The organism is Pseudomonas sp. P2S-1 (assembly GCF_057197725.1).
On the sequence record NZ_CM170068.1, the window covers coordinates 5,537,086 to 5,558,919 of the forward strand.

17 protein-coding genes are annotated in these 21,834 nt (G+C 65.5%); 11 read left to right on the forward strand and 6 right to left on the reverse strand.

Going from position 1 to position 21,834, the window contains the following annotated elements; all coding sequences use genetic code 11:
* Positions 1-128: 128 nt before the first annotated feature.
* Complete coding sequence (locus AC2CQI_RS24835; RefSeq protein WP_484578190.1) at positions 129-716, forward strand: sigma-70 family RNA polymerase sigma factor; 588 nt, start codon at positions 129-131, stop codon at positions 714-716.
* Positions 703-1,344: a DUF1109 domain-containing protein gene (locus AC2CQI_RS24840; RefSeq protein WP_075801205.1), complete on the forward strand. Its 642-nt coding sequence runs from the start codon at positions 703-705 to the stop codon at positions 1,342-1,344. The genes AC2CQI_RS24835 and AC2CQI_RS24840 overlap by 14 nt, the downstream gene beginning before the upstream one ends.
* Here AC2CQI_RS24840 and cysZ read toward each other — a convergent pair whose 3' ends face one another.
* Positions 1,345-2,079 carry a sulfate transporter CysZ gene (cysZ, locus tag AC2CQI_RS24845; RefSeq protein ID WP_484578191.1) on the reverse strand — a complete coding sequence of 245 codons (735 nt, stop codon included), beginning with the start codon at positions 2,077-2,079 and terminating at the stop codon, positions 1,345-1,347.
* A gap of 257 nt (positions 2,080-2,336) precedes the next feature.
* Between cysZ and AC2CQI_RS24850 the strand changes: the two genes are divergently transcribed.
* Together AC2CQI_RS24850 and trxB are read left to right on the forward strand one after the other, a co-directional pair.
* Positions 2,337-2,936 carry a peroxiredoxin gene (locus tag AC2CQI_RS24850; RefSeq protein WP_042120946.1) on the forward strand — a complete coding sequence of 200 codons (600 nt, stop codon included), beginning with the start codon at positions 2,337-2,339 and terminating at the stop codon, positions 2,934-2,936.
* Positions 2,937-3,055: 119 nt separating this feature from the next.
* The gene (trxB, locus tag AC2CQI_RS24855; protein ID WP_075801203.1) at positions 3,056-4,018 is read left to right on the forward strand and encodes a thioredoxin-disulfide reductase; all 963 of its coding nucleotides are present in this window, start codon (positions 3,056-3,058) and stop codon (positions 4,016-4,018) included.
* A gap of 64 nt (positions 4,019-4,082) precedes the next feature.
* Here the strand turns inward: trxB and AC2CQI_RS24860 are convergent, their stop codons facing one another.
* On the reverse strand, positions 4,083-5,477 hold the full coding sequence (locus tag AC2CQI_RS24860; RefSeq protein ID WP_484578192.1) for an amino acid permease: 1,395 nt from the start codon (positions 5,475-5,477) through the stop codon (positions 4,083-4,085).
* Positions 5,478-5,790: 313 nt separating this feature from the next.
* Entirely contained in the window at positions 5,791-6,639 is an 849-nt protein-coding gene (gene nadC, locus AC2CQI_RS24865) for a carboxylating nicotinate-nucleotide diphosphorylase (RefSeq protein WP_484578193.1), read from the reverse strand.
* Between the two features lie 257 nt (positions 6,640-6,896).
* Between nadC and AC2CQI_RS24870 the strand changes: the two genes are divergently transcribed.
* From AC2CQI_RS24870 to AC2CQI_RS24885, 4 genes are all read left to right on the forward strand, one after another.
* Positions 6,897-9,089 carry a DUF1631 domain-containing protein gene (locus tag AC2CQI_RS24870; protein ID WP_484578194.1) on the forward strand — a complete coding sequence of 731 codons (2,193 nt, stop codon included), beginning with the start codon at positions 6,897-6,899 and terminating at the stop codon, positions 9,087-9,089.
* Positions 9,090-9,169: 80 nt separating this feature from the next.
* Entirely contained in the window at positions 9,170-9,730 is a 561-nt protein-coding gene (gene ampD / locus AC2CQI_RS24875; RefSeq protein WP_484578195.1) for a 1,6-anhydro-N-acetylmuramyl-L-alanine amidase AmpD, read from the forward strand.
* A gap of 3 nt (positions 9,731-9,733) precedes the next feature.
* The gene (gene ampE / locus AC2CQI_RS24880) at positions 9,734-10,567 is read left to right on the forward strand and encodes a regulatory signaling modulator protein AmpE (RefSeq protein WP_484578196.1); all 834 of its coding nucleotides are present in this window, start codon (positions 9,734-9,736) and stop codon (positions 10,565-10,567) included.
* A 1,571-nt stretch (positions 10,568-12,138) separates the two neighbouring features.
* Positions 12,139-12,843 (forward strand): methyl-accepting chemotaxis protein, encoded by a 705-nt coding sequence (locus AC2CQI_RS24885; RefSeq protein ID WP_484580663.1) that lies wholly within the window; start codon positions 12,139-12,141, stop codon positions 12,841-12,843.
* 103 nt (positions 12,844-12,946) lie between these two features.
* On the opposite strand, the gene AC2CQI_RS24890 is transcribed toward AC2CQI_RS24885, so the two are convergent.
* A complete protein-coding gene (locus AC2CQI_RS24890) occupies positions 12,947-13,726 on the reverse strand; it encodes a TatD family hydrolase (protein ID WP_484578197.1) in 780 nt (259 codons plus the stop codon).
* 1 nt (position 13,727) lies between these two features.
* Positions 13,728-14,723, reverse strand: coding sequence for a catabolite repressor/activator (gene cra, locus AC2CQI_RS24895; RefSeq protein ID WP_075801195.1), 996 nt, complete (start codon positions 14,721-14,723; stop codon positions 13,728-13,730).
* Positions 14,724-15,013: 290 nt separating this feature from the next.
* Between cra and ptsP the strand changes: the two genes are divergently transcribed.
* From ptsP to AC2CQI_RS24910, 3 genes are read left to right on the forward strand one after another with little or no spacing between them, the layout of a single operon-like run.
* The gene (gene ptsP, locus AC2CQI_RS24900; protein WP_484578198.1) at positions 15,014-17,863 is read left to right on the forward strand and encodes a phosphoenolpyruvate--protein phosphotransferase; all 2,850 of its coding nucleotides are present in this window, start codon (positions 15,014-15,016) and stop codon (positions 17,861-17,863) included.
* 2 nt (positions 17,864-17,865) lie between these two features.
* On the forward strand, positions 17,866-18,822 hold the full coding sequence (gene pfkB / locus AC2CQI_RS24905; RefSeq protein WP_484578199.1) for a 1-phosphofructokinase: 957 nt from the start codon (positions 17,866-17,868) through the stop codon (positions 18,820-18,822).
* Positions 18,819-20,543, forward strand: coding sequence for a PTS fructose-like transporter subunit IIB (locus AC2CQI_RS24910; RefSeq protein ID WP_484578200.1), 1,725 nt, complete (start codon positions 18,819-18,821; stop codon positions 20,541-20,543). Before pfkB ends, AC2CQI_RS24910 begins: the two co-directional genes overlap by 4 nt.
* Positions 20,544-20,629: 86 nt before the next feature.
* Here the strand turns inward: AC2CQI_RS24910 and AC2CQI_RS24915 are convergent, their stop codons facing one another.
* Positions 20,630-21,826 carry an aminotransferase class V-fold PLP-dependent enzyme gene (locus tag AC2CQI_RS24915; protein ID WP_484578201.1) on the reverse strand — a complete coding sequence of 399 codons (1,197 nt, stop codon included), beginning with the start codon at positions 21,824-21,826 and terminating at the stop codon, positions 20,630-20,632.
* Between the last annotated feature and the right edge of the window lie 8 nt (positions 21,827-21,834).

Here is a 21,834-nt window from a genome sequence, read left to right on the forward strand (position 1 = left end):
CGGCAACGGTTACAGCGGGTTGAAAATTTTTTTGAGATTCCTTCTGCGCTCTCCTAATGTTCCACCCCGAGCCGTGTTTCCCGGCGACTGGAAAATAAATATCCCCATGGGTGTAACCTGGCAGGCCAATGCAACGAACTGGTTCATATGAGGTGCTGAGCGAGCGCGAGACGCAGTTGCGGACCCTGCTGCTGCAGGGGATGGCCGGCGATGCGCTGGCCTACCGCGAGTTCCTCGCGGCGCTGGCCATTCACCTGCGTGGTTTCCTGCGCCGACGACTCGGGCAGCGTCCGGAGGAGGTCGAGGACCTGCTGCAGGAGGTGTTGCTGGCGGTGCACAATGCCCGCCATACCTATCAGGCGGAGCAGCCGCTGACTGCCTGGGTGCAGGCCATTGCCCGCTACAAGCTGGCCGATCATTTCCGCGGCTTTGCCCGTCGGGATGCCTTGCATGATCCGCTGGGCGAAGAGGACGCACTGTTCGGCGAAGGCGATGAAGCGGCGAGCGATGCCCGTCGTGACCTCAACAAGCTGCTGGAGCAGTTGCCCGAGCGTCAGCGTTTGCCGATCCTCCACGTCAAGGTCGAGGGCCTGTCGGTGGAAGAGACGGCGCGCCTGACCGGGCTGTCCGGCTCGGCCGTCAAGGTCGGCATTCACCGCGGGCTGAAGGCGCTGGCGGGCATGATTCGAGGGAAGCGTAACGATGAAGACCGATGAACTGATCAACCTGCTGGCCAGCGGCGAGGGCCCGGTGCAGCGCCATGCCGTGCTGCGCCGCATGGGGCTTGCCCTGCTGGGCGGAACGCTTCTCGCGCTGTTGCTGGTGGCAAGTCTGTATGGCGTGCGCAGCGACCTTGCGCAGGTCGCGCCGACACCGCTGTTCTGGGGCAAGGTGGCCTTGCCGGGCAGTCTGGCGCTGCTGGCAATCTGGCTGAATCAGCGGTTGTCGCGACCGGGAGTGAAGGGCGGAGCGATCTGGGTACTGCTGGCCTTGCCGGTGCTGCTGGTCTGGCTCGGGGCCGCGTTGAGTCTTGCCGATGCTGCGCCGCAGGCCCGGGCCGCACTGATCTTCGGCAGTACCTGGCGCACCTGTGCATTGAATATCGGGCTGTTGTCGGTGCCGACCTTCATCGCGGTGTTCTGGGCGTTGCGCGGCCTGGCACCAACCCGTTTGCGCCAGGCTGGCGCGGCAGGCGGCCTGCTGGCGGGCAGCACGGCAACACTCGCCTATTGCCTGCATTGCCCGGAGATGGGCATTCCGTTCTGGGGGATCTGGTACTTGCTCGGCATGCTGCTGCCCACCTTGATCGGCGCGGCCCTGGGGCCGCGCCTGTTGCGCTGGTAGTCAGCGTCCGTCGCGTTCGCGCACCCAGAACAGGGTCGCCCCCGCCACCGCCGCCGGCATCATCAGGATATTCACGAACGGCACCAGCAGCGCTACATAGGTGATCCCGCCAAAGCTCAGGCTCTGCCAGCGCTTGGCGCGCAGCCAGGCGAGCATGTCCTGCCAGCTCATCTTGTTGTTGTCCGCCGGGTAGTCGATGTACTGGATCGCCATCATCCAGACCCCGAACAGCAGCCACAGCGGTGCGGCGATGATGTTCACCACGGGAATGAACGAGAGGATGAACAGGCCCAGGGCCCGTGGCAGGAAGTAGCCGAGCTTGCGCATCTCGCGGCCGAACGTGCGCGGCACCATGGCCACCAGTTCGCCCCAACTGAAGGCCGGGAAGTCGTCCTTGCCACGTACCACCACCTCGACCTTTTCCGCGAGGAAGCCGTTGAACGGCGCGGCGATGATGTTGGCCAGCAGGGTGAAGGTGAAGAACACCATCAACACCACCAGCACCACGAACAGCGGCCAGAGTACATAGGTGAGGAAGCTCAGCCAGCTCGGCAGGGTCGGCATCAGGGCATCGACCCACAGGGCGAACTGATGCCCGGCCAGGTAGATCAGGCCAACGAACAGCAACAGGTTGATGGCCAGCGGCAGCAGCACGAAGAGCCGCAGACCGGGGCTGAGGACCAGCTTCAGGCCCTCGCGCAGATATTGCGGGCCGGACAGAACAGGGGCTTGCATAGAAGGCTCCGGAAGGGAAAACGCGCCGACCTTACCGAGTTTGTCGGCGCGACGAAAGCCGCGCAGGGGCGGCGAAACGGGGTGTAACAAATCCTCTGGAGGATAGGTCATAGGCAAAGGCCGGGACCTTCAGAGCCTGTATAGAGCCAGTCTATAAGGTGGATTGTTTAAGGATATTTCCTTAATCTTCGGGCCCTCGCTACAGTGCGCACATTCTTTTTCAACGCCTTCGAATCCACGGTTCTCAAGGAGTTCCCATGAGCATTCTGGTCAACAAGCAAGCCCCTGATTTCGACGCTGCAGCGGTACTGGGCGACGGTTCGATCGTCGACAGCTTCAAGCTCTCGTCCCTGCGCGGCAAATACGTCGTGCTGTTCTTCTGGCCGCTGGACTTCACCTTTGTCTGCCCGTCGGAAATCATCGCCCACAACAACCGCATGTCGCGCTTCCGCGAGCTGGGTGTGGAAGTGGTCGGCGTCTCCATCGACTCGCAGTTCACCCACCACGCCTGGCGCAGCACGCCGGTGGAGAAGGGCGGTATCGGCGCGGTGGAATTCACCATGGTCGCCGACGTCAAGCACGAGATCACCCGCGCCTACGGCGTTGAGCACGATGATGGCGTGGCCCTGCGTGCGTCGTTCCTGATCGACCAGCAAGGCGTGGTGCAGCACCAGGTGGTGAACAACCTGCCGCTCGGTCGCGAAGTGGACGAGATGATCCGTCTGGTCGAAGCCTTGCAATTTACCGAGCAACATGGCGAAGTCTGCCCCGCCGGCTGGCGTCCGGGCCAGAAAGGCATGAAGGCTGACGCCCAGGGCGTCGCCGATTACCTGGCGGAAAACGCCAAGAGCCTGTAAGGCCTGCGCCGCAACGGTTTTCAGAACCTGTCGCGATAGGTCTTCCCCAAGGCTCGGCAGGTTCTTTTTTATTCTTCGGGGCTGGCAATCATTCAGCGCCAGCCCGACAGGAGCGTGTCATGTCCGAAGTACGTCATTCCCGCGTCATCATCCTGGGCTCCGGCCCTGCCGGTTACAGCGCTGCCGTCTATGCGGCCCGTGCCAACCTCAAGCCGCTGCTGATCACCGGCATGCAGGCGGGCGGCCAGCTGACCACCACCACCGAAGTCGACAACTGGCCGGGCGACCCCCATGGCCTGACCGGCCCGGCGCTGATGCAGCGCATGCAGGAGCACGCCGAGCGTTTCGAAACCGAAATCGTCTTCGACCACATCAATGAAGTGGCCCTGCAGCAGAAGCCGTTCACCCTCAAGGGCGACAATGGCACCTACACCTGCGACGCACTGATCATCGCCACCGGTGCCAGCGCCCGCTACCTGGGCCTGCCGTCAGAAGAAACCTTCATGGGCAAGGGCGTTTCCGCCTGCGCTACCTGCGACGGTTTCTTCTATCGCAACAAGCCGGTCGCCGTGGTCGGTGGTGGCAACACCGCTGTCGAGGAAGCCCTGTACCTGGCCAACATCGCCAGCAAGGTGACCCTGATCCACCGTCGCGAAACCTTCCGCGCCGAGAAGATCCTGATCGACAAGCTCCACGCCCGGGTTGCCGAAGGCAAGATCGAGCTGAAACTCAACGCCACCCTGGACGAAGTTCTGGGCGACAACATGGGTGTCACCGGTGCACGCCTGAAGAACAACGACGGCAGCTTCGACGAGATCAAGGTCGACGGCGTGTTCATCGCCATTGGCCACACCCCGAACACCTCGCTGTTCGAAGGCCAGCTGGAGCTGAAGGACGGCTACATGGTTGTGGCCGGCGGCCGTGAAGGCAACGCCACCGCCACCAACATCGAAGGCGTGTTCGCCGCTGGCGACGTGGCTGACCACGTCTACCGCCAGGCGATTACCTCGGCCGGTGCCGGCTGCATGGCCGCACTGGACGTCGAGCGCTACCTCGACGGCCTGCAGAACGCCTCGTTCTGATCTGACGCAAAAAAGCCGCGAAGGGCCTCAAGGCCCTTCGCGGCTTTTTCATTTCCGCGAGTTTTCAGTACACCCGCTCAAGCCCCGCTGCCGTCTCCTTGCCGCGCTTGCGGCAGACCACGATGCCTATCAGCGCCACCGCCATAGCGAGTGCCAGGGTGCTGGTCGCCTCTGCGCGATGCTCCGGGGTCACCACCAGCACTGCCAGCGCCGCCGAGATGAACAGGATCACGCCGTAGGTCAGCCAGGGGAACAGCCACATCTTCAGGACCAGCGCATCGCCATGCAGGCGGCGCATGCGCAGTTGCGAGATGGCGATCGCCAGGTACACCAGCAGGGCAATGGCACCGGAGCTGGACAGCAGGAAGTCGAACAGGCTGGCCGGGGCGAAGTGGTTCAGCGCGGCGATGAAGGCGCCGACCGCCGCCGTGACCAGCACCGCCGTGCGCGGTACGCCGTTGCTTGAAGTTCTTGCCGCTGCGGACGGGGCGTCGTTACGTCGGGCCAGGGAGTAGAGCATGCGCGAGGCGATATAGATCGACGAGTTCATGCAACTGGTCACCGCCACCAGCACCACCAGGTCGACGATCAGCTTGGCGTGTGGCACGTCGAGCAGTTCCAGGGCGCGCTGGTAGGAACCGACGGTAGCAAGTTGCGGATCGCTCCAGGGCACCACGGAAATCACCACCATGATCGACAGCAGGTAGAACACCCCGATGCGCCAGATCACCGAGCGGGTGGCCTTGGCGATGTTGCGCGACGGCTCGCCGGATTCGGCGGCGGCGATGGTCACCGACTCAGTGCCGATGAAGCTGAACATGATGGTGATGAAGGCGCCGACCACGGCAGTCATGCCGTTGGGGGCGAAGCCGCCGTGCTCCTTCATCACGTTGAACAGCCCGGCACCTTCGTGGTTGGGCACCCAGCCGGTCAGGGCGGCGGCGCCGAAGCCGATGAACAGGACGATGGCGGTGACCTTGAGCAGGGCGAACCAGAACTCGAACTCGCCGTACTTGGCCACGCCGAACAGGTTGGTGATGCTCAGCAGCACCACCGAGGCCAGGGCGTAGATCCAGCTGTCGATGCCGGGGAACCACTGGTTGAGGATATAGCCGGCGGCCAGTGCCTCGATCGGCACCACCAGCACCCAGAACCACCAGTACAGCCAGCCGATGGTAAAGCCGGCCCAGCCGCCGATGGCTTTCTCGGCGTAGGTGGAGAAGGAGCCGGTGTCGGGATTGGCCACGGCCATTTCGCCGAGCATGCGCATGACCAGCACCACCAGGGTGCCGGCAGCCAGGTAGGCAAGGATCACGGCGGGGCCGGCGGCGGCGATGGCGTGGCCGGAACCGACGAAGAGTCCGGCGCCGATGATCCCGGCGATGGACAGCATGGTGACGTGGCGCGGCTTGAAACCGGCGGACAGTTGTCCACCGTGGGAGGCATTCGGGCTCGACATACTCTGCTCTTGTTGGAAGGGAGTTAACGGGGCAGAGACAAAGCAGCGACGCTCAAGGGACGTGCCTCTACGCGTGTCGTTATAGGCCGGCTCAGGCGGTCCGGCGGAGCTACCTTACCGCGAGGCGGGGCGGGCAAATTGACCCGATTGCGGCTTGGGGCTTTCCGATTGCGACATGGAACAGGCGTGCAGAAAACCCTGTGGGAGCTGGCTTGCCAGCGATGAGGCCAGCCTGAGCAATGATGTTGTCAGGTCGGGCCCTATCGCTGGCAAGCCAGCTCCCACAGGGACTTGTGGCGGTCTGGAGAGAGTGTCAGATGCTCAGGCGCATCGACAGGTCCACGGCCTTCACATCCTTGGTCATCGCCCCGATCGAGATGTAGTCCACCCCGGTCTCGGCAATCACCCGCAGGGTGCTGTCGTTGATCCCGCCGCTGGCTTCCAGCTTGGCGCGGCCGGCGGTGATGCGCACCGCTTCGCGCATTTCATCCAGGCTCAGTTCGTCGAGCATGATGATGTCGGCGCCGCCGTTCAGGGCCTGTTGCAGCTCTTCCAGGCTCTCCACCTCGACTTCCACCGGCTTGCCCGGGGCGATGCGCCGTGCGGCCGCGATGGCCTCGGCAATCCCGCCGCAGGCGGCGATATGGTTTTCCTTGATCAGGAAGGCATCGAACAGCCCGATGCGGTGGTTATGGCAACCGCCACAGGTGACCGCGTACTTCTGCGCCAGACGCAGGCCGGGCAGGGTCTTGCGCGTGTCGAGCAAGCGCACCTGGGTGTCGGCCACCTTGTCGGCCAGGGCCTGGGCATGAGTCGCCACGCCGGACAGCAACTGCAGGAAGTTCAGCGCACTGCGCTCGCCGGTCAGCAGCGAACGGGCCGGGCCTTCCAGATGGAACAGCGCCTGGTTGGCCACGGCACGCTGGCCGTCCTGCACCTGCCAGTGCACCGCCACCCGCGGATCGAGCTGACGGAACACTGCGTCGACCCAGGCCGTCCCGGCGATCACGCAATCCTCGCGGGTAATGATGGTGGCCTTGGCCAGGCGTTCGGCTGGGATCAGCTGGGCGGTGATATCGCCGCTGCCGACATCTTCCAGCAACGCACGGCGCACGTTGGCTTCGATTTCGGCGGTCAGATCGGCGAGGCGTAGGTTCGGCATGACGAGCTCCACAAGCAAAGTGGCCGGGATTATAGGGCAGGCCGGGGCGTGCGCGCAGCAGCCGGTGGGCGATGCGTCTACGACGAGCCTTTGGTCGGGAAAGTTGAGCGTTTTACCCGGAATCACGGTCTACCCCGTGCTGGAGCTGTGCGCATGACCCCTCTGGCAATCGGGAAATAATTTCAAGATAATGCGCGACCACTATTTGACGTCATGCTTTTGACGATTTCGAAATAGCCCCCTGCAAGGAGACCGGGATGCAAAAAGACGGGAAGGTGCTGCCCTTTCGCAGCGTCGCCAGCCAGGCGGCGCCGGCGTCTGCTGCTCGTCTGCCGGTCGCCCTCCTGCAGGTGCGGGACAAAGCGGCATTGCAATTGCGCCTGTGGCTGCAGGTGTTGTTCGACAGTGCCGACGACACCCTGTTCGAAATGGCCGACAAGGCCGCCGGGGCCAAGGAACGCAACCTGCTGTTCGAAGCCATGCGCGACCTGCGGCACAAGCGCAAGAGTATCGAGCGCGGCTTCCTCGACTGTTTCTACGCCGCCTTCATGGAGCTCGGCCACGGCGACCCGCTGACCGCCCTGCCGGTCCGAACGTTGCCCCATGACAACCTGAGCCTGGTCGCCAGCGACGAACTGGAACGCACCGTGGCGGTGGACGGCATGGTCGCCCGGGTACTGAGCCGTGATGGCTTCGCCCTCGGTCAACTCACCCAGCGCCTCAACAGCCTGTTGCGGCAGAACCTCGACGACCGCAACAACCCCCTGGGCCCGACCCTGCTCTGCGAGTACTTCCTGTGCGCTGGCCGCAGCCTCGGCGTGGGCATCAAGGTCAAGCTGGTGCTGCTCAAGCTGTTCGAACGCTACGTGCTGCGCGAAGCCGACCAACTGTACAGCGAGGCCAACCAATCGCTGGTCGACAGCGGCGTGCTCCCCGAACTCAAGGCCCCGCCGCGGCGCCGGGCGCAGGACCGCACCGTCCTGGAAAACCGCGCCCCTGCCAACGAAGCGGACGATAGCCTCGACGCCGAGGAAATCGACGCCAACACCCAGGCGGTGTTCTCTTCCCTGCAATCGCTGTTGCGCCCGGTACGCGGCCGCCTGGCCCCGCGCATGGCTGGCGGGCCGATCCGCCCGATCAGCAGCCGCGACCTCATGCGCCTGCTGACCCACCTGCAACAGTACGTCCCCGTCGAACTGGAACACGAAGACTTCGACCTGCGTCACCACCTCGAACAACTGCTGACCCGTCTCAGCGTGCAGAGTGGCAATGGCCGGCGTATCGATGCGGGCGACGAGGACGTGATCAACCTGATCGCCATGCTCTTCGATTTCATCCTCGACGACCGCAACCTGCCGCATTCCCTGCGTGTGCTGATCGGTCGCCTGCAGATCCCGATGCTCAAGGTGGCCCTGCTCGACAAACGCTTCTTCAGCCGCGCCACCCACCCGGCCCGGCGCCTGCTCAATGAAGTGGCGGCGGCGGCCATGGGCTGGGACAAGCGCGACGACCACCAGCGCGACAGCCTCTACCAGCACGTCGACCGCCTGGTGCAGCGCCTGCTCGACGATTTCAGCGACGACCCGGTGATCTTCAACGAGCTGCTCGCGGACTTTCTTGCGTTCAACAACGACGAACGTCGCCGTACCGAGTTGCTCGAACAACGCACCCGCGATGCCGAGGAAGGCCGCGCCCGCACCGAGCTTGGTCGCGCACGGGTGCAGCACGAGCTCAACTGCCGCCTGCAGGGCAAGCAGTTGCCGCGCATCGTGGTACGGGTGCTGGAGGATGCCTGGAGCCAGGTTCTGTTGCTGGCCTGGCTCAAGCACGGCGAGGACTCGGCGCAGTGGCGCGATGCGCTGTTGACCATGGACGAGCTGCTGTGGAGTGTCGGGCCCCTGGAACAACCGGAAGATCGCCAGTTGCTCCTGGCGCGGGTGCCGGGCCTGCTCAAGGCCCTGCGCGACGGCTTGGGCGGCGCGGTTTTCGACCCGTTCGCCACCAGCGAATTCTTTGCCTCCCTGGAGTTGCTGCACCTTGGCGCCTTCGACCCGCCGGGCGGGCGGAACGAGGCGATGCCGGGCATCGAAAGGGTGCTGGTGCGCGATGAAATCATCCTCCAGGGGCCGGAAGACTGGCCGTTGCAGGATGGCGAGCGACTGGTGTCCGAGGACGATCCCGAACTGCTCGACGTGCGCCGCCTGCAACCGGGGGCCTGGATCGAGCTGCACGAGGATGACGAGACCCTGCGCTGCAAGCTGATCGCCCTGTTCGATGACAGCGACCGCTATGTCTTCGTCAATCGCAGCGGCATGAAGGTCCGCGAATGGACCGAGATGGGCCTGGCGGCGGCGTTGCAACGGGGTGAAGTGAGCCTGCTCGACGACAGCCTGCTGTTCGACCGCGCCCTTGAGTCGGTGGTCGGCCAGTTGCAGGGCAAGCGTCACTGACCCCTCACACTTTTTAACGATACAGAGCGGGGCGGCTCGGGGCATACTGCGGCGGTTGCCCTCGTGTTTACGGACTTCTTATGCAGCTGGATCGCACCACAGGCTGGTTCGCTGGCGTCACCCATTGCCCCTCTCCCAACTTCAATGCGCGCCCTGATGGCGAGGCCATCGCCCTGCTGGTGATCCACAACATCAGCCTGCCTCCTGCGCAATTCGCCACCGGCAAGGTTCAGGCATTCTTCCAGAACCGCCTCGACCCGGCGGAGCATCCTTTCTTCGAGACCATCAAGGACCTGCGCGTCTCGGCGCACTTTTTGATCGAGCGCGATGGCGGCATCACCCAGTTCGTCTCCTGCCTCGACCGCGCCTGGCATGCCGGGGTGTCGCGCTTTGGCGAGCGTGAGGGCTGCAACGACTTTTCCATCGGCATCGAACTGGAGGGCACGGATGACCAGCCCTACAGCGACGCCCAATACCAGGCACTGGATGGCCTGACCCGGCAACTGCGCGCGGCCTGGCCGGCCCTGGATGGCCAGCGGATCTGCGGCCACAGCGACATTGCGCCCGGCCGCAAGACCGATCCGGGCCCGGCGTTCGACTGGGCGCGTTACCGGGCGAATCTGCAGGACAAGGAGAACTGATCGATGACTTTCCTGGTGTTGTTGCTGGTGCTGTGGATCGAGAAGTTCTCGGCCCTGCGTGCGCGCCTGCAACGTGATGGTTTCTTCCTCGCCGAGCTGGCGCGCCTGGAGCGTAACGGCAGGGTCCGGCCCTGGTGGGTGCTGGCGATCGTGGTGCTGTGCCCGGTGGCGCTGGTGGCGTTGCTCCTGCATGTGCTGGACCCGGTGGCCTACGGGCTGCTGGCCTTGCCGGTGCACTTGCTGGTGCTGGTCTACAGCCTGGGGCGCGGGGATGTGAAGGCGTCGCTCGGGCCGTTCCGCGATGCCTGGCGCCGCGGTGACGAGCAGGCCGCCGTGCATGTGGCCGAGCGCGACCTGAAGGTGATCGCCGATGACGAGCAGAGCCTGCTGCACAAGGTCCAGGGGCATCTGCTGTGGGATGCCTGCCAGAGTTTCTTCGCGGTGATCTTCTGGTACGTGCTGCTGGGGCCGGCGGCGGCGTTGGCCTATCGCCTGCTGGCCTTGACGGCCGATCATGCGGCGACTCCGGCGGTGCAGGAGCGCGCCCGACAACTGCGCCATGCCTTCGACTGGGCACCGGTGCGGGTGCTGGCGGCGAGTTTCGCCCTGGTGGGCAACTTCGTGGCGGTGAGCCGGGTGATGCTGCATGAGCTGCTCAACTGGCACATCGCCGCGTCGCGGCTGATCAGTATTGCCGGGCACGCAGCGGCGGAGTTGCCGGCCACCGCGCCTGCGGGCGAGGAAGGGCTGGCGGGGCTGGACAAGCTCTGGGAGCTGCTGCTGAGGTCGGCGGTGCTCTGGTATGCGTTCTTTGCCCTGTGGACCGTGCTTGGCTGATATTGCTTGGCGAATTTTCGGGCCCTATCGCTGGCAAGCCAGCTCCCACAGGGTTCTGTAGCGACTCGGACCCTGTGGGAGCTGGCTTGCCAGCGATGAGGCCCGAGAGGCCACTAGATGACTCACTAGTCATTTACCTTAAGTTACAAAGCCTCCCTTCGATATGCGCTATACAAGTGCAGGAGCGCCGCCAATGGCTAACTGCCATTGCGCCGAGAACAATAAGAAATCGAAGGAGACGACCAGTGAAGAGCCTGTTGCGTCCGGCTATTGCCCTGATGAACCGCCTGAGCTTCGGCATGAAGTTCAGTCTGATCAGCGTGCTGTTCTTCCTGCCCATGCTGGTGACCAACTTCTATCTGGTGCGTGATTCCTACGCCAAGTTCAATGCCACCCGCGACGAGCTGCAGAGCCTCGACCTGCTGCGCGGCACCCTGGCCGTGCGCGGCGACCTGGAGACCCTCGGCAACCTGGTGCAGATCAACGCCGTGGTCGGCCAGTCCGGCAAGGCCGAGGATATCGAGGCGCGCATCGCCAGCCTCGGCCAGCAGGCGCAAGGCAAGCTCAGTGCGCTGCAGCCGGTGCACAGCGACGAAGCCCTGGCCAAGGCCTTCGCCGACAAGCGCGACGAGCTGCTCGATGCCCTGCGCAGCGCCCTCGACGAATCCTCCCTGCCGGCCCAGGTCGCGCTGTTCGACAAGTTGCAGACCCCGGCGCAGAACCTGCCCCGGCTGGTCGCCAGCCAGTCCGGGCTGAGCCAGGACGTCGACGGCGCCATGCGCCAGCTCACCGAGCTGCTGGTCACCGTCACCCCGCAAGTTACCCAGACCCTCGGCGAAGGCCGCGCCATGGGTTCCTATTCCCTGGCCCAGGGCTTTATCAACTCCACCGCCAGCACCCGTTTCGAAGACCTGCTGATGCAGTTGGAGAAGCTCTCCGCCGACTACGCCATGAAAATCCAGGAGGCGCTGTCCGCCGATCGCCAGGCCGAAGCCCGTCTCGGCACGGCCGCCGCCGCCAGTCAGGCGTCACTGAAACAGGCCTCGGAGCTGTTCGAAAGCCAGGTGGTGGTGGCGGAAACCCTCGATGCACCCTGGGCCGAGTTCTACCAGCGCACCAGCGACCTGATGGCCCGCACCTATGAGCTGAACGACGCCACCGTCGGCTTCCTCGACCAGCAATTGCAGGGTCGGCTCGGGGATTACCGCAGCCATATGATCCTGCTGGTGGTGGCCCTGGCCAGCGTGTTCCTGCTGGTGGTCTACCTCTACAGCGGCTTCTACGCCTCGACCCGCAATACGCTGAACAGCCTTGGCGCGGTGATGGACAAGGTGGCGGCGGGGGACATGACCGTCAGCTACGAGGTGCAGAGCCGCGATGAACTGGGCGAACTGGGGCAGATGTTCAACGGCACGGTGAGGCGCATCCACGACCTGATCGAAAAGGTCGGGCACACCGTCAGCGAGGTGGAGCGCCAGGCCGAGCAGGTGCATCAGGTGTCGTCACGCAGCAACCAGGCGGTCAGCGGCCAGCGCGGGCAGATCGAGCAGGTGGCCACGGCGATGAACCAGATGTCTGCCACGGCCCAGGAAGTGGCGCGCAGCGCGGCGGCGGCGGTGAGCAGTGCCCACAGCGTCAACCAGGAAACCGTGACCGGTCGCGGCCTGGTGGAGTCGCAGCAGGGCAGCATTGCCGGGCTGGCCCGGGAGATCGACCAGTCGGTGTCGGTGATCAACCAGTTGGTCAGCGACAGCCAGGCCATCAGCCGGGTGCTGGAAGTGATCAAGAGCATCGCCGAGCAGACCAACCTGCTGGCGCTCAACGCGGCTATCGAAGCGGCGCGGGCGGGGGAGCAGGGGCGTGGTTTCGCGGTGGTGGCGGATGAGGTGCGTACCCTGGCCAAGCGCACCCAGCAGTCCACCGGGGAGATCGACGAGATGATCTCGCGCCTGCAGAACGGCGTCGGCGCTGCGGTGCGGGCGATGGACAGCAGTCACCAGATGGCTTCGGGCACGGTGAACCAGTCGCAGCAGGTGCAGCAGGCGCTGGAGAACATCCTCGGGGCGATTGGCAGCATCGTCGACCAGAACCAGCAGATTGCCGCGGCGGTGGAGCAGCAGACGGCGGTGGCCCATGACATCGACCAGAACATCGTGCAGATCAACCGCGCGGCGGAACACACCACCCAGGGTGCGCACCAGACCGAGGATGCCAGCCGGCAGCTGAGTGCCCAGGTGATGGAGTTGAAGCAGCTGATCGGGGCATTCAGGGTCTGAGTCTTGTGTGAAATTTGATGGCCTCATCGCTGGCAAGCCAGCTCCCACAGGTCCAGCGGCGCGCCCGGTCCCTGTGGGAGCTGGCTTGCCAGCGATGAGGCCATCAAGGCCAGCCAAAAATCCTGCAGGCATTGCGGGTACTGGCCTCAGCCAACACCCCAACCTCGGCCCCCATGATCCCGGCCAGCGCCCCGGCAATCTCCGGCAGGTGCACCGGGCTGTTCCTCACCCCCGGATACATCGCCGGGGCCATGTCCGGCGCATCGGTCTCCAGCACCACCGACTCCAGCGGCAACCTTGGCAGCACCTTGTGCAGCCGCAGCGCCTGCGGCCAGGTCGCCGCGCCGCCCAGCCCAAGGCAGAACCCCAGCCGGATGTACTCCCGCGCCTCTTCATAACTCCCGGCAAAGGCATGGATGATCCCGCCGCGCTTGAGCTTGAAGCGCTTGAGCGTGGCGATCACCGCCGCATGGCTGCGCCGCACATGCAGCAAGGCCGGCAAATCGAAATCCACCGCCAGTTGCAGTTGCGCCTCGAACAGCGCCTGCTGCCGCTCGCGGTCCAGCGCTTCCAGGTAGTAATCCAGCCCGAACTCGCCCACGGCGCACAGCTGCGGATCGCCGCGTAATCGGGTAAGCCAGTCACCCAGGGCAAGCAGATGCTCCGGCCGATGCTCATCCAGGTACACCGGGTGCAGCCCGAATGCCGCATACAGCGACGGCTCGGCCTTGACCAGGTCCCACACCCGTTGCCAGTTGGCCTCGTACACCCCCAGCACCACCATCTTCTCCACCCCGCCGGCCCGGGCCGCCGCCAGTAGTTCGCGGCGGTCGGCGTCGAAGTCGGGGAAGTCGAGGTGGGTGTGGGTGTCGATCAGGCGCATGTCAGCCCTTGAAGATCCGCTGCTTGAAGGTCCGCGCCACGGCATGGATGCCCGGCTGGTACTGCTTTTGTTCCACGGCGGCGAGGGCCAGTTCCAGTGCGGTTTCGGCGATCAGGCCGTGCTGCTGGGCCATGGCATTGACCGGCAGGGGCAGGAAGTCGAGCAACTGGGTATCGCCGAAGGTGCCCAAATGCAGGGCGCGGGAATCGGCCGGGCGGGTCGAGAGCACGTCGAACACGCCTTGCAGCAGGACGTAGGAGGTGGTCACCAAGGCGTCCGGCAGACGGCCCTGCTCGGCCAGCAACTGGCTCATCAGCTCGCGCCCGCACTCGCGGCTGAACGACTCGCCCTGGTACTGGCTGACCTTGCCATTGAAGGCATGCAACGCCTGGTCGAACCCGCTGGCGCGGGCCTGGCTGACGCTCAGTTCGGCACGGGCACCGATCAGGGCGATATTCGCCGGCTTCAGCTCCAGCAGGCTGCGGGTCAGCTCGAGGCTGGCCGGCTGGTCGTCGCTGACCACCGAGCAGAACACCTTGGGGTCCATGCTGCGGTCGAGGGCGATGATCGGCAGGCCCTTGGCCTGCAACTCGCGGTAGCTGTCATCGCTCGGCGGCAGGCAACTGGCGACGAACAGCGCATCGCAGCGACGGGCGCGGAACAGTTGCTGCAACTGGCGTTCGCTGTCCGGCTGGTCGTCGCTGCTGGCGATCAGCAGTTGGTAGCCCCGCGCCCGCGCACCCTGCTCCAGCTGCTTGGCGATACGCGCGTAGCTGGGGTTTTCCAGATCCGGAAGGATAAAGCCGAGGGTCTTGGTGTGCCGGCTGCGCAGGCCGGCAGCCTGCGGGTTGGGCGTGAAGCCATGGGCCTCGACCACCGCGCGGACACGCTCGACAGTCGCATTGCTGATGCGTTGCTGTTCGGCCTTGCCGTTGATGACGTAGCTGGCGGTGGTCACGGAGACCCCGGCCAGACGGGCGATATCGCTGAGTTTCACCAGATTTTCCTTGTTATATGCCGGGGCGGGCGATGAAGCCTGACCGGTCATTGTCGCCGATCCTGTGCTGGCGGCGCAGGCGACCATTGTCGCAATTGTCAGACAGGAAGGGGCTTCTTTGTTCGCAGGTTATCGAGTAACGTGCTCGTCATTTCAAGATTAATCGTTTCAGCAAGCGATTTTGCTGCCGCACCTGACGCTTGCCAAGGGGTCTTAGCCGTACTGGCCCTATGATTGTGTACCCACAACAATACCTCGGCGCCGCCCCGGCGTTGCAAAAGGAGAGGACGATGCTGGAATTCACCACGGCGCAGATTGCCATGGGTCAAGAGGCTGTGGACAAATCCGCCGCCCTGCACCTGCTGGCAGCCCGACTGGTCGAGGACGGCCTCGTGGCCGACGGCTATCTCGCCGGCTTGCAGGCTCGTGAGCAACAGGGCTCGACCTATCTCGGCCAGGGCATTGCCATTCCCCACGGTACTCCGCAGACCCGCGATCAGGTGTTCGCCACCGGCGTGCGCCTGATGCAGTTTCCCGCTGGGGTGGATTGGGGCGACGGACAGATCGTTCATCTGGCGATCGCCATCGCTGCCCGTTCCGACGAACACCTGCGTTTGCTCCAGCAACTGACCCGTGCCCTTGGCGAAGGTGATCTTTCCGTCGCCCTGAGCCGGGCCGACAGCGCCGAGGCTGTCTTGCAACTGCTGCAAGGGGCGTCGCGGGAGCTGGTGCTGGATGAGCGCAGCATTGGCCTGGGCGTTTCCGCCGACGATTTCGACGACCTGCTCTGGCAGGGCGGCCGTCTGCTGCGCCGGGCCGAGTGCGTGGACGCTGGGTTCACCTCGAATCTGCATCAGGCCGAGCCATTGCCGCTGGGCGAGGGCCTGTGGCTGGCCGCCAGCGACCAGGCCGTGCGCCAGCCGGGCCTGGCCTTCGTCACCCCGCAACAGCCGCTGCGTCATCGCGACCAGCCACTCAACGGCCTGTTCTGCCTCGCCGCCCATGGCGAGGCACAAGCGCCCTTGCTGGATCGCCTGTGCACCCTGCTGATCGAAGGTCGCGGCCAGGAATTGCTGCGCGCCAGCGATATCCGTGCCGTGCTCGCCTTGCTCGGCGGCGAAGTCCCGGGTGACTGGCCCAGCGCCCGGATCACCCTGGCCAACCCCCACGGCCTGCACGCGCGTCCGGCCAAGGTACTGGCGCAACTGGCCAAGGCATTCGACGGCGAAGTGCGGGTGCGCCTGGTCGATGGCGTTGGCTCGCCGGTCTCGGTGAAGAGCCTGAGCAAGCTGCTCGGCCTCGGCGCCCGCCGTGGGCAGGTGCTGGAATTCAGTGTCGAGCCGGGCATCGCCGACGCACTGCCGGCCTTGCTGGCGGCGGTCGAGGGCGGGCTGGGCGAGGAGGTCGAGCCACTGACACCGTTGGCACCGCTGCCGGCGGAGCCGATGGAAAGCGTCCTGGTCGCTCCGGCCTCCGGTTCGACTATCCAGGGTGTGGCTGCCGCCCCCGGTATCGCCGCAGGCCCTGCCCATGTCCAGCTGTTGCAGCATTTCGACTATCCCCTGCGCGGCGAATCCCCGGCCCATGAGCGCCAGCGCCTGGACGCCGCGCTGGTTCAGGTACGCAGCGATATCGACGAGCTGATCCGCCGTAGCGATGTCGGCGCCATCCGCGAGATCTTCGTCACCCACCAGGAAATGCTCGCCGACCCGGGTCTTGGCGATGAGGTCGAACTGCGCCTGCGCCAGGGCGAAAGTGCTCCGGCCGCCTGGCTGGCGGTGATCGATATCGCCGCACGGCAGCAGGAGTCCTTGCAGGACGCGCTGCTGGCCGAGCGTGCCGCCGACCTGCGCGATGTAGGCCGTCGCGTGCTGATGCAACTGTGCGGTATCAGCGAAGCCCCCGAACCGAAACAGCCCTATGTACTGGTGATGGCCGAAGTCGGCCCCTCCGATGTCGCCCGCCTCGATCCGGCGCGGGTGGCCGGCATCCTGACCGCCCGTGGTGGCGCCACGGCCCACAGCGCCATCGTTGCGCGGGCCCTGGGCATCCCGGCGGTGGTCGGCGCGGGCGATGCGGTGTTGCTGATCGAACCCGGCACCTCGCTGCTGCTTGACGGCCAGCGTGGCCGTGCCGTGGTCGATCCGGCCACCGACCAGCTGGAAAAGGCCCTGGCCGAACGCGAACAGCGCGAACAGCGCCTGCGTGCCGCCCATGCCCGCCGGCACGAACCGGCGATCACCACCGACGGCCATGCCATCGAGGTGTTCGCCAATATCGGTGAAAGCGCCGGAATCGAGGCGGTGGTGGAGCAGGGCGCCGAAGGCGTTGGCCTGCTGCGCACCGAACTGATCTTCATGGCCCACCCGCAACTGCCGGACGAAGCCACCCAGGAAGCCGAATACCGCCGCGTCCTCGACGGTCTGGCCGGGCGGCCGCTGGTGGTACGCACCCTCGATGTCGGTGGCGACAAACCCTTGCCCTATTGGCCGATCGCCAAGGAAGAAAACCCCTTCCTCGGCGTGCGCGGCATCCGCCTGACCCTGCAACGCCCGCAGGTCATGGAGAGCCAGTTGCGTGCCCTGCTGCGCGCCGCCGACAACCGCCCGCTGCGGATCATGTTCCCCATGGTCGGCCAGGTCGAGGAATGGCGCGAGGCGCGGCGCATGGTCGACCGGTTGCTGCTGGAGATTCCGGTCAGCGACCTGCAGGTCGGGATCATGATCGAGGTGCCCTCGGCGGCCCTGCTGGCCCCGGTGCTGGCGGCGGAAGTGGACTTCTTCAGCGTCGGCACCAACGACCTGACCCAGTACACCCTGGCCATCGACCGCGGTCACCCGAGCCTTTCGGCCCAGGCCGATGGCCTGCACCCGGCGGTGCTGAACCTGATCGACATGACCGTGCGCGCGGCCCATGCCCATGGCAAGTGGGTCGGCGTGTGCGGCGAACTGGCGGCCGATCCGCAGGCGGTACCGCTGCTGCTCGGCCTGGATGTGGATGAATTGAGCGTGGCGGCGCGCAGCATTGCCGAAGTCAAGGCGCAGGTGCGCGCGCTGGGTATTGAACAGGCCCGGAGGCTGGCGCGAGAGGCGCTGACCCTGGGCAGTGCCGCCGCTGTGCGGGCACTGGTGGAGAAGTAACGATGGCCAGGATTCTCACATTGACCCTCAACCCGGCGCTGGACGTCACCGTCAGCCTGGACGCCCTGCGTACCGGCGCGGTCAACCGCGCTTCGGCGCAGCACAGCCATGCCGCCGGCAAGGGCCTGAACGTGGCCCAGGTGCTGGCCGACCTTGGGCACCAGTTGAGTGTCAGCGGTTTTCTCGGTGTGGATAATCTGGGACCGTTCGAAGCGCTGATCAGCCAGCGCGGCTTTGTCGACGGCTTTATCCGTGTGCCCGGCGAGACCCGCAGCAATATCAAGCTGGTCGAGGCGGGCGGGCAGGTCACCGATATCAATGGCCCGGGTCCGCAGGTGGACGAGGCGGCGAAGCAGGCGCTGTTGCAGCTTCTCGACCAGCTCGCGCCGGGTCATGACGCGGTGGTGGTGGCCGGCAGTCTGCCCCGCGGTGTCAGCCCGCAATGGCTGGAGCAACTGCTGTTGCGCCTGAAAGGCATGGGCCTGAAGGTCGCTTTCGATAGCAGCGGCGCGGCCCTGGATGCCGGCCTGCGCGCCACGCCCTGGTTGATCAAGCCGAATACCGAGGAACTGGGCGAGGCCGTGGGCCAGCCGCTGGAAACCTTCGTCCAGCAGCGCGACGCCGCGCAACACCTGCTCGACCAGGGCATCGCCCATGTGGTGGTGTCCCAGGGCGAACAGGGCGTCAACTGGTTCAGCGCCGATGGGGTCTTGCAAGGCATACCGCCCGAAGTGGTGGTCGCCAGCACCGTCGGCGCGGGTGATTCGTTGCTGGCCGGCATGCTCCACGGGCTGCTGGCCAGTGAAGCGCCGCAGCAGACCCTGCGCCGCGCCACTGCCATCGCCGCCCAGGCGGTCAGCCAGATCGGTTTCGGCATCAACGACCGCGCGCAACTGGCGCGTTTCGAAGCGGACGTACGCATTCAGACCCCCGTCGCAGAACAAGAGGGTGACCAATGAAACTCGCGATCATCACCGCCTGCCCCAATGGCCAGGTGTCCAGCGTGGTCAGCGCGCGGCTGCTGGATGCCGCCGCCCAGCGCCTTGGCTGGAGCACCTGCGTGGAAGTCCACGATCCGGCCCGGCCCGAGCGGCACCTGTCGCCCACGGCCATTGCCGATGCCGACTGGGTGCTGGTGGTCAGCAGTACCGCGCTGGACCTGAATCGTTTTGCCGGCAAGCGCCTGTTCCAGAGCACCCCGGCCCAGGCGCTGGGGGATGTGGATAACTTTCTGCGGGAGGCGCTGAAGCGCGCCGTTGTGCATCAAGCGAGCGAAACGGCGACTGCGGTCTCTGGCACGAAGATCGTCGCCGTCACCGCCTGCCCGACCGGCGTCGCCCACACCTTCATGGCCGCCGAGGCGCTGCAACAGGCGGCGCAGCAGATGGGCCTGCAACTGAGCGTGGAGACCCAGGGCTCGGTAGGGGCGCGCAATCCGCTGAGCGCGGCGGCCATTGCCGAGGCCGACGTTGTGCTGTTGGCAGCGGATATCGAGGTGCCGACCGAGCGTTTCGCCGGCAAGCGCATCTACCGCTGCGGCACCGGCGTTGCGCTCAAGCAGGCGAAGGCGACCCTGAGCAAAGCCCTCGCCGAGGCTCGCGAAGAAGCGGTTGGCGAGGCGCAGACATCCGAGGCGCGCAGCGAGAAGGCCGGGGTCTACAAGCACCTGCTGACCGGCGTGTCGTTCATGTTGCCGATGGTGGTGGCGGGCGGTCTGCTGATTGCCCTGTCGTTCGTCTTCGGGATCAAGGCCTTCGAGGAGCCGGGCACCTTGCCGGCTGCATTGATGCAGATCGGCGGCGAGGCGGCGTTCAAGCTGATGGTGCCGTTGCTGGCGGGCTATATCGCCTGGTCCATCGCCGACCGTCCGGGACTGGCGCCAGGGATGATCGGCGGGCTGCTGGCCAGTTCGCTGGGGGCCGGTTTCATCGGCGGGATCATCGCCGGCTTTCTCGCCGGCTACAGCGCCAGGGCCATCGCCCGCTGGCTGAAGCTGCCGACCAGTCTCGAGGCGTTGAAGCCGATCCTGCTGATTCCGCTGTTCGCCAGCCTGTTCACCGGACTGGTGATGATCTACGTGGTGGGCAAGCCGGTGGCCGGGTTGCTGGCCGGGCTGACCCAGTTCCTCGACAGCATGGGCACGACCAACGCCATCCTGCTGGGCATCGTCCTTGGCGCGATGATGTGCGTCGACCTGGGCGGGCCGGTGAACAAGGCGGCCTATGCGTTTTCCGTAGGGCTGCTGGCCTCGCAGAGCTATGCGCCGATGGCGGCGACCATGGCGGCGGGGATGGTGCCGCCGATCGGTCTCGGTATCGCCAGCTTCCTCGCCCGGCGCAAGTTCGCCCAGAGCGAGCGCGAGGCGGGCAAGGCGGCGCTGGTGCTGGGGCTGTGTTTTATCTCCGAGGGGGCGATTCCCTTCGCTGCCAAGGACCCGCTGCGGGTGATCCCTGCCAGCATCGCCGGCGGCGCGCTGACCGGGGCCCTGTCGATGTACTTCGGCTGCAAGCTGATGGCGCCCCATGGCGGGCTGTTCGTCATGCTGATTCCCAATGCGATCAACCATGCCTTGTTGTATCTGCTGGCGATCGTGGCGGGGAGCCTGGTGACCGGGGTGGTGTATGCGCTGATCAAGAAGAGTGAGGTGGTGGAGTTGGCGGTGCAGCCGGTCAAGGGGTAAGGCTTGAGGGCCTCATCGCTGGCAAGCCCCACACGGTCCCTGTGGGAGCTGGCTTGCCAGCGATGAGGCCCTGAAAGACACCACAATCAGGCCAGTTTCTCCAAAGCCCTCACCAACAACCCAACCTCCTCCGGCGTCGTCACAAACCCCGGCGTAACCCGGATGCAAGGCCCGCAAGCCGACCCCTCCCGCGCCACCGTGAACAACCCGAACTCCCGCAACAACCGCTGCGCCATCGCCACCTGATCCTGATGTCGGGTAAAGCGGAACGAGGTGATCCCGCAATACAACCGCGGATCATCCGGGGTCAGCACCTCGATCCCTTCGATTTCCCGCGCCGGCCGTGCCCACAGGTCCCGCAGGTAGTTCAGCCGCGCGCCTTTCACCGCCGACCCACCCATGGCCTGGTGTTCCTCGATCACCGTCGGCAGGGTCAGCCACGCCGGAACGTTCGGCGTGCCGTACGGCGCCCGCGAGCGGATATCGTCCTGTGGATAACGCAACTCGCCCATGTCCGCGTCCACCGCGTCGATCTTGCCCGGCGCGATATACAGCACGCCCAGGCTCAGCGGTGCGCCGATCCATTTCTGCAGGTTGAAGCCGGCCAGTTCGATGCCCAGCTGTTCGAGGTCGAAATCGATCTGGCCGAGGGCGTGGGCGCCATCGAGGATCACTTCCACCCCATGCTCACGGGCCACCCGGGCGATGCCTTCAACGGGCATGACCAGCCCGGTATGGTGATTCACGTACGTCAGCGCCATCAGGCGGATGCGCGGGTTGCGCACGAAGGCATCACGGTAGCTTTCGATGATAGTGTCGAAAGTCGCCGGGTGCGGCAGCGCCAGGTTGATCAGTTTCAAGCCGCGGTGGCGGGACAGCCAGCCCATGGCGTTTTGCACGCTGTCGTATTCCAGGTCACTGACCAGCAACTCGTCGCCCGGTTGCAGGCGGTTGTAGTTGCGGATGATCGCCTGCAGCGAGGCGGACGCGCTCTGGGTGATCGCCACGCTGCGCGGCGGGACCCGCAGCAGACCTGCCACGGCATCGCGGACCTGCACGCTGCCGATCTGCTCGAAATGCTGGCGCACCGGCAGCGAGTTGCAGCGGTTGATCGCTTCGATATGGCCTTGGTAGGCCTGGCTGACGCTGCGGGTCATGCGCCCGAAGTAGCCGTATTCCAGGTTGATCGGCCCGGGCTCGACGTCGTACTTCGCGGCGATATCCCGCCAGTAGCCCTCATCGCGGGCCAGGAGGGAGGACTCGGATGCAGGCAACGGGATCATGGGCGTCT